Source organism: Streptomyces sp. NPDC004561 (assembly GCF_053602155.1).
The window spans coordinates 1-7,583 of sequence record NZ_JBSGDB010000428.1; the positions used below are offsets into that span (position 1 = coordinate 1).

Genomic DNA, 7,583 nt, shown 5'->3' on the forward strand with positions numbered 1-7,583 from the left:
GCGCCGGGCGACCGGTACCCGGCCGCGTCAGAGGACGTCGAGCACATCGGCCACGGGTCGCCGTGGGCTCGCTGGACCTTCGGGCCGCACCCGCCGGAGCGGGGGCGGCGCCGCACGAGGGGCCCGGTCAGGCGGTCGTGACCAGCCGCTGCCCGGAGTCGCTGGGCTGCGGGCGGCGGCCGGAGCGGACGGCTGCGACGCCGATGAAGACCATGGACGAGACGCCGGCGAGGGCGAAGGCGGTGAAGCCCCAGCCCCGTTGCCGTCGGCGAGCAGCTGGCCGCCGAGCCACGGGCCGAAGACGGCGCCGAAGCGGCCCATGCCCGAGGTCCAGCCGACGGCGGTGGCGCGGTTGTCCGGGGCGGAGCGGATGGAGACGGTGGCGTAGATCATCGTCTGGGCGCTGTTGAGGAAAACGCCGGTGAGAAAGACGACCAGGAAGGTCAGGCCCAGCGGCATGTGGACGCTGAGGAGGAAGACACCGGCCGCGGTGAGCGCGAACCAGACCGCGGAGATGCGCGGGGCGCCGAAGCGATCCGAGGCGCGGCCCGCGACCAGCATGCCGACGATGCCGCCGAGGTTGAACAGCACCACGAAGGTGAGGGCCGAGCCGAGGTCGTAGCCCTCGCCGCGCATCAGGGTGGGCAGCCAGGTGGCCACGCCGTAGACGAGGAGCAGCCCGCCGAAGGAGGCCAGCCAGTACAGCAGGGTCTGCGGCCACTCGCCGCCGCGGAACAGGTCGAGCAGGGCGCCCCAGTGGTCGCCGGCGGCCTTCGGGGCGGCCTCGGCGGGCAGTTCGGTGCCGTACCGGGCGGCCAGGGCGCGGGCCTCCTCGGTACGGCCCTTGGCGACGAGGAAGCCGAGCGACTCGGGCAGGGCCTTGACCAGGAGGGGGACGAAGAGCAGCGGGACGACGCAGACCCAGAAGGCCGAGCGCCAGCCGGCCGGCTCCACCAGCCACTTGGCGACGTAGGCGGAGAGGATGCCGCCCGCGTGGTGGGCGGTCATCAGGGCGCCGACGGTCAGGGCCGCCCGGCCGCCGCGGGCGACGTCGCAGACCATGGAGATCGCGGTGGGCAGCAGGCCGCCGAGGCCGACGCCGGCCAGGGTCCGGCCGAGGCCGAAGACGGCGACGGAGCCGGAGAGCGCGCACAGGCCGGAGGCCAGCGAGAACAGCGTGACGCAGGCGACCATCAGCTTCTTGCGGCCGATGCGGTCGGCGATCGTGCCCGCCGTCAGGGCGCCAACGAGCATGCCGAAGGTGGCGTAGCTGCCGAGGTCGCCGGCCTCGCCCGGGGTGATCCCGAGGGCCTTGGTCTCCAGCATGTGCGGCAGCACCGAACCGTAGACGAACATGTCGAGGCCGTCGAAGAGGACGGCGAGCCAGCACAGGCCGACGACCAGCAGGGCCAGTCTGTCGCCGCGGGCGGACGGGGAGGGTGAGGGGGACATCGTTGTTACCTCTCGTGCGTGGTGCGCTAGACGCTAGAAACCCGCCCGAAGAGAGTCAACACTTTTGTCAACAATCTCAGCAACAATCTGGGGGGGAGTCCGGGCGTGGCTGCGCGAAGGGGGCCGCACACGGCTCTGTGCAGCCCCCTGACGCGTGATGCGGGATGTCTCAGCCCACGGGCGGTGTGCCGTGGGTGTGGAAGGACTCGATGGTCCTCAGGCCCCAGGCCTGGCCCTTGGCGCGCTCGGCCTCGGTCCAGGTGATCAGCGGCCAGTCCGGGGCGAGGACGAGCCGGGTGAGCGGGTTGCGGCCCGGTAGTGCTCGCTCTCCCAGTACAGGGCGTGTTCGTGCCCGTCGGGGTCGGTGGTGACGTACAGCTTGCCGAGGCCGGGTTCGTCCTCCGCCCAGTGGCCGGTGCCGCCCGCCTCCTCCACCGCCCTGACCCGCCGCTGGAGCGCCTCCTCGCTGGAGGCGCGCAGGGCGAGCCGGCCGAGGCCAGGGGTGCCGCGGGCGGTGAGGACCAGGCTGTGGTGCTCGTAGTCGTCGAAGGTGCGCAGGTAGACGGTGTCGCCTTGCTGCCCGTTGACGGTGAGCCCCAGGTAGTCGGTGAAGAAGGCGACACTGGCGTCCAGGTCCGGGGTGAACAGCTGGGCGTGGCCGATATGGGCGATGTCACCGAGGGGCGGGGCCATCGTTGCCTCCAGGGAGTTGTGCGGGTGAGGGGGCGGCGGCGCGTGGGAGGACGGCGCCGTCGAAGATCTTGCGGGCGGTGCGGACGACGGCCGTACGGCGTGCCGCCGGCGTGCCGGGGTCGATGTCCGTGTCGATGTCCAGGAAGCCCGTGGGGTGCTCGACGCGCACCCGGCCGCCGTGCTCGGGCAGTCGGGCGATCGCCTCCCCCACTCCCCCGGGCAGCCGGAGCCCGGCGGCCACGCTCGCGGCGCCGAGGACACCGATCGAGGTGTGGCAGCGGACGGGGATGAAGGTGCGGGTGGTGACCGCGCCGCCCGCGCGGGGCGGGGCGAGCAGGGTGAGCTTGGGGACGGTGGCGGTCTCGACGTCACCGAGGCCCATCAGCCTCCCCGCCGCCAGCCGGATCTCGCGGAGGCGGCCGGCGAGCGCCAGGTCCTCCTCCAGGTCCTTGGGCGTCTCGTACCCGGTGACGCCGAGCGCGGCGGCCGGGACGAGGACGGTCGGCATGCCGTTGTCCACGCAGGTCACCTCCGTGCCGGCGACGGTGTCGCGGACGTTGCCGGTGGGCAGCAGCGCGGTGTCGCCGGCCGGGAACTCGATGACGACCGGCGCGGCGGTCCCGGGGACCCCGGAGATCTCGGCGTCACCGGTGTAGTCGACGCGTCCGCCCGGGGTGGGGAAGGTGGCGATCGCCGGCTCGCCGGTGTTGAGCATGCGGATGCGTACGGTGGTCGTCCCGTCCCCGGGGGCCACGAGCCCCCGCTCGACCGCGAACGGGCCGACCCCGGCGAGGATGTTCCCGCAGTTCTGACGGTCGCCCACCTCGGGCCGGTCGACGGCGACCTGGAGGAACAGGTAGTCGACGTCGGCCTCCGGGTCCGCCGACGCGGAGACCACCGCCACCTTGCTGGTGAGCGGGTGGGCGCCGCCGAGCCCGTCGATCTGCCGCGGGTCGGGGCTGCCCATGATCCGCAGCAGCAGGTCGTCGCGGGCCGCCGGGTCGGCGGGCAGGTCCTCGGCGAGGAAGTAGGCGCCCCTGGAGGTGCCGCCGCGCATCAGCATGCAGCGCACCTCCACGGGCCCGGTCATGCCCGCTCTCCGTCCCGGACGTAGTCCTCGTACGCGGTGTACCTGACGCCCAGTCGAGCCAGCCGCTCCCGCAACCCGTAGCGGTCCAGACCCAGTTGGCCCTCCAGGAAGGCGGCGCGGGAGGCGGCTTCCTTGACCTCGCGGGCCTCGGACGCCTCGGCGGTCCCGCGGGCCTTCGCGCGGGGTACGACGACCACCCCGTCGTCGTCGGCGAGGATCACGTCACCGGGGTGGATCAGCTGCCCGCCGACGGCGACGGGGACGTTCACCGAGCCGCCGGTCGCCTTCACCGTGCCCTGCGCGGAGACGGCCGCCGACCACGAGGGAAAGCCGAGATCGCGCAGTTCCTGGGTGTCGCGGATGCCGGCGTCGATGACCAGGCCGCGCACACCCCGCCGCTTCAGCGCGGTGGCGAACAGCTCGCCGAACATGCCGTCGGTGGAGGGCGAGGTGGTGGTGACGACCAGGAAGTCGCCCTCGCCGCACTGCTCGACGGCCGCGTGGATCACGAGGTTGTCGCCGGGCCAGGACAGCACGGTGACCGCGGTGCCCGCGACGCGCACGCCCTGCTGGATCGGGCGCAGGCGCGCCGGGAGCAGTCCGGTGCGGCCCATCGCCTCGTGGACGGTGGCCACGCCGTAACCGGCCAGCGCTGCCACGTCCTTGGCGTCCGCCTTCGGCGGGTCGGTGACGATCACGCCGCTCATGCCAGCTCCTTCGCGATCTGCGGGTAGGGGCGCATGTAGGCCTCGGCCATGGTCCGGTGCGGCAGGCCCAGGTTGGGCCCGGCGTTGCGCTTGAGCTGGACGCCGCGGCGGACGGCGAGGTCGGTGTAGTAGTCCCACAGGTGCTGCTGGGCGGCGAGGCACTCCATCGCCTTGCGCTTGGTCTCCCACACCTCGGTGATGTCGAGGAGCACCTCGGGCCGGAAACCGCTCATCTCGGGCTGGTGGGGCTCGAAGTAGAAGACGGGCGGGGCGCCGATGATCTCGCCGGGGCCGGGGTAGCCGATGGCCTGCGCGAGGACCCGGGCCTCCAGGGCCATGCGGTGGGCCGCCGGGTGGTCGCCGTTGTACGGGTCCTCCACCGGGTGGGTGAGGACGACGTCGGGCTGCGTCTCCCGGTAGAGGGCGACCAGACGGTCGGTCAGCTCGGCGGTGGCGACGAGGGGGTAGTCGCCGGCGTCGAAGAAGCGGACCTCGGCGCCGAGCGCGGCGGCGGCCCGCTCCGCCTCCTCCCGGCGTATCGCCTTGATCTCCTCCAGGGTCTTCCCCGCGCGCCACGCCTTGGCGGACTCACCGCGCTCGCCGAAGGTCAGGCAGGCGATGGTGACCTTCTCACCTCGGGACGCGGCCAGGGCGACGGCTCCGCCCGCGCGCCACACGAAGTCCCCGGCGTGCGCGGTGACGACAAGGGTCGAACGTGGTGGGGTGGCGGGCGCGTTGGCGTGGGTCATTGCGGAAATCTCCCTTTTCGGGCTCGGTTCACCGCCGGGTGTGGACCCGGCGGGTCCCGTGCCCCGATGGACAGGTGCGCGCCCGCCCCGCGTCCCGCGCTCGGCGCGTCAGTCGCTGAGCGCCTCGATCACGCTGGCGAGGTGGGCGCGGACGGCCGCTTCGGCCGCCTGCGGGTCCCTGGCCCTGATCGCCTCGACCATCGCCAGGTGCTCGTTCAGGGATTGCTGCGGACGCCCGGGCCGCAGCGCCAACTGGAATCGATGGCGCACCAGTTGGGCGTTGAGCCGCTCCAGCAGCTCGACCGCGGTCTGCTGCCCGGAGATCTCCCGGATCCGGTCGTGGAGCTGGTGGTTGAGGTCGGAGTAGGTCACCGGCTCGCCGTCGGCGACGGCCTTCTCCATCGCCGCGCCGAGGTCGGCCAGCCCGGTCAGCTGCTCGTCACTGGCGGCGACGGCGGCCTTCGCCGCACAGAGCCCCTCCAGGACCATGCGGCACTCCGTGATCGCGACCGCTTCCTCCACGGTCACCACCCGCACCCGCGAACCGCGGTTGCGGATCCGCTCGACCAGCCCCTGCGCCTCCAGATCGATCAGCGCCGCACGGATGCTGGCCCGCGTCACACCGAACTGCTCGGCGAGTTCGTTCTCCACCAGCCGCTGGGCCGGCGCCATCTCGCCGTGCAGGATCGCCTGCCGCAGCTGCGCGAGCGCATGCTGTTTGGCCTGCTCTCCGGTGGTCGGACGGGCTTCCTTCGGCATCGTGCCCTCCCTGAGTGAGTGCCTGTCAAACCTAAATCTAGCCAAACAAGATTGTCAACAATTTTGTTCGCGGAATGCGGGGCGATCTCTCAGCCCGCGCGGTACAGCTCGGTGAGCAGTTCGCGCACGGCCTGGAGGGCCGGGTGCGGATCCTCGCGCCACCAGGCGAGCCGCACGGCGACGGGTTCGGCGTCGCGCACCGGCCGGTAGACGATGCCGGGCCTCGGATACTGGTTCGCGGTGGACTCGGCCGACACCCCGATGCCACGCCCGGCAGCGATGACGGTGAGCCAGTCGTCGACGTCGTGCGTCTCCTCCGTGGCCGGCCGGGCGTCGGGCGGCCACAGTTCGGGGGTGGCCGTGCCGGTACGGCGGTCCACGAGCAGGAGCCGGTCGGCGAGATCGGCGAGCCGCACCGAGCGGCGCCTGGCGAGCGGGTCGTCGGCGGCGAGCGCGCACAGCCGCCGCTCCAGCCCGACGATGGCGGTGCCGAACCGCCGGTCGTCCAGGGGCTTCCGGACGACCGCGAGATCGCAGGCGCCCTCGGCGAGCCCCGCCGAGGGCGAGTTGACCCGCACCAGATACAGGTCGGTGCCCGGGTGGACGGCGGTCCAGCGCCGCTGGAAGGCCACGGTGTGCCGGCCGACCGCCGACCAGGCGTACCCGATCCGCACCCGTGTGTGCCCCGAGGTGGCCTCCCGGACCAGGCCGGCCACGTCCGCGAGCACCCGCCGGGCCTGTGCCGCCACCCGCAGCCCGGTCGCGGTCGGCGTCACCTCCCGGGAGGTCCGTCGCAACAGCCTCGTCCCCAGGGCGCGTTCGAGGGAGGCGAGGGTGCGGGAGACGGCGGCCTGCGAGACGCCGAGGGCGATCGCCGCGTCGGTGAACGTGCCCTCGTCGACGATGGCCACCAGACAGCGCAACTGCCGCAGGTCGATGTCATCCATACGCCCAGCGTATAGATGAAAGCTCGCATGCATTTTGCGCATGTACGCGTGCGGCGCATCATCCGGGTATGCGACGAGCCATCGAACACCCGGCCGCGGCGATACCCGCGGCCACGCCCGGGTCCCCGCCGACCGCCGGGCGGCTGAGCGGTGTGGCCACCATGGTCGGCAGCGGGCTGTCCAACCAGACCGGCGCCGCCGTCGGGGCGCTGGCGTTCCCGGTCATCGGCCCCCTGGGTGTGGTGGCGGTCCGCCAGTACGTGGCCGCGCTCGTCCTGCTCGCCGTGGGCCGGCCCCGGCTGCGCGGCTTCACCTGGCGGCAGTGGTGGCCGGTGCTGCTGCTCGCCGCCGTCTTCGGCACGATGAACCTCAGCCTGTACACCGCCGTCGACCGGATAGGCCTCGGCCTCGCCGTGACACTGGAGTTCCTCGGTCCGCTGACGATCGCGCTGGCCGCGTCGCGGCGCCGGCTGGACGCCGGGTGCGCGGTGCTGGCCGCGGCGGGGGTCGTAATCCTGATGCGCCCGCGCCCCTCCGCCGACTACGCCGGGATGGCCCTCGGTCTGGTGGCCGCGTGCTGCTGGGCGGCGTACATCCTGCTCAACAGGGTGGTCGGGCGGCGCATCGCCGGAGCCCAGGGCGCGGCGGCCGCCGCCACGGTGTCCGCCCTGGCCTTCCTGCCCGTCGGCATCGTGGTCGCCCTGCGCCATCCGCCGACGGCCGGGGCCCTGCTGTGCGCCGTGGCCGCAGGGGCCCTCTCCTCCGCCGTGCCCTACCTCGCCGACCTGCTGACCCTCCGCCACGTCCCCGCGCAGACCTTCGGCCTGTTCATGAGCGTCAACCCGGTCCTGGCCGCGCTGGTCGGCTGGGTGGTCCTGGGCCAGGGCCTGGGCGGTCCCGAGTGGGCGGGGATCGGCGCGGTCGTGCTCGCGAACGCGGTGAGCATCGCGACGACACGGGGCTGACACCGGCACTGGGACCGGGGAACCCACCCGGCAGCCCACCCGCGCCGAGGCCGACCGCCCTTCGAGCCGGCGCCTCCGCCGCCGGGAAGCCCCCCTGAAGGCAGGTGAGGAGTCAGCGCGCGGGACGAGGTTGGCCAGCAGCTTCAGGGTGAACTTCATCAGCATCGGGTGGGTCAGGCCGCGCTGGGCGGCGATCTGCATGACCTTGGGGTTGCCGATGA

The 7,583-nt window shown here is 73.2% G+C and carries 6 protein-coding genes and 2 pseudogenes; 1 reads left to right on the forward strand and 7 read right to left on the reverse strand.

The features are described from left to right. Nucleotides 1–127: 127 nt before the first annotated feature. The 7 genes and pseudogenes from ACWEN3_RS36585 to ACWEN3_RS36615 form a co-directional block, all read right to left on the reverse strand. Nucleotides 128–1,452 (reverse strand): annotated as a pseudogene (locus ACWEN3_RS36585) (MFS transporter). Nucleotides 1,453–1,621: 169 nt separating this feature from the next. After that, nucleotides 1,622–2,145: pseudogene (locus ACWEN3_RS36590) on the reverse strand (VOC family protein). Beyond that, nucleotides 2,126–3,235, reverse strand: a complete 1,110-nt coding sequence (locus tag ACWEN3_RS36595) for a 4-oxalomesaconate tautomerase (RefSeq protein WP_452980056.1) — start codon at nucleotides 3,233–3,235, stop codon at nucleotides 2,126–2,128. Before ACWEN3_RS36595 ends, ACWEN3_RS36590 begins: the two are co-directional and overlap by 20 nt. Further along, complete coding sequence (locus tag ACWEN3_RS36600; RefSeq protein WP_452980058.1) at nucleotides 3,232–3,942, reverse strand: 4-carboxy-4-hydroxy-2-oxoadipate aldolase/oxaloacetate decarboxylase; 711 nt, start codon at nucleotides 3,940–3,942, stop codon at nucleotides 3,232–3,234. The genes ACWEN3_RS36595 and ACWEN3_RS36600 overlap by 4 nt, the downstream gene beginning before the upstream one ends. After that, a complete protein-coding gene (locus ACWEN3_RS36605; RefSeq protein ID WP_452980061.1) occupies nucleotides 3,939–4,691 on the reverse strand; it encodes a PIG-L deacetylase family protein in 753 nt (250 codons plus the stop codon). Before ACWEN3_RS36605 ends, ACWEN3_RS36600 begins: the two co-directional genes overlap by 4 nt. 108 nt (nucleotides 4,692–4,799) lie before the next feature. Then, nucleotides 4,800–5,450: a GntR family transcriptional regulator gene (locus ACWEN3_RS36610; RefSeq protein ID WP_452980064.1), complete on the reverse strand. Its 651-nt coding sequence runs from the start codon at nucleotides 5,448–5,450 to the stop codon at nucleotides 4,800–4,802. An 89-nt stretch (nucleotides 5,451–5,539) separates the two neighbouring features. Further along, the gene (locus ACWEN3_RS36615) at nucleotides 5,540–6,397 is read right to left on the reverse strand and encodes a LysR family transcriptional regulator (protein WP_452980067.1); all 858 of its coding nucleotides are present in this window, start codon (nucleotides 6,395–6,397) and stop codon (nucleotides 5,540–5,542) included. 152 nt (nucleotides 6,398–6,549) lie between these two features. Between ACWEN3_RS36615 and ACWEN3_RS36620 the strand changes: the two genes are divergently transcribed. Next, nucleotides 6,550–7,362 carry an EamA family transporter gene (locus ACWEN3_RS36620; protein ID WP_452980070.1) on the forward strand — a complete coding sequence of 271 codons (813 nt, stop codon included), beginning with the start codon at nucleotides 6,550–6,552 and terminating at the stop codon, nucleotides 7,360–7,362. The last annotated feature ends 221 nt before the right edge of the window (nucleotides 7,363–7,583 follow it).

Coding starts and splice junctions, on each gene's coding strand:
- ACWEN3_RS36610 (WP_452980064.1), bottom strand. CDS start 5,450: ATGCCGAAGGAAGCCCGTCCGACCACCGGAGAGCAGGCCAAACAGCAT.
- ACWEN3_RS36605 (WP_452980061.1), bottom strand. CDS start 4,691: ATGACCCACGCCAACGCGCCCGCCACCCCACCACGTTCGACCCTTGTC.
- ACWEN3_RS36615 (WP_452980067.1), bottom strand. CDS start 6,397: ATGGATGACATCGACCTGCGGCAGTTGCGCTGTCTGGTGGCCATCGTC.
- ACWEN3_RS36595 (WP_452980056.1), bottom strand. CDS start 3,235: ATGACCGGGCCCGTGGAGGTGCGCTGCATGCTGATGCGCGGCGGCACC.
- ACWEN3_RS36600 (WP_452980058.1), bottom strand. CDS start 3,942: ATGAGCGGCGTGATCGTCACCGACCCGCCGAAGGCGGACGCCAAGGAC.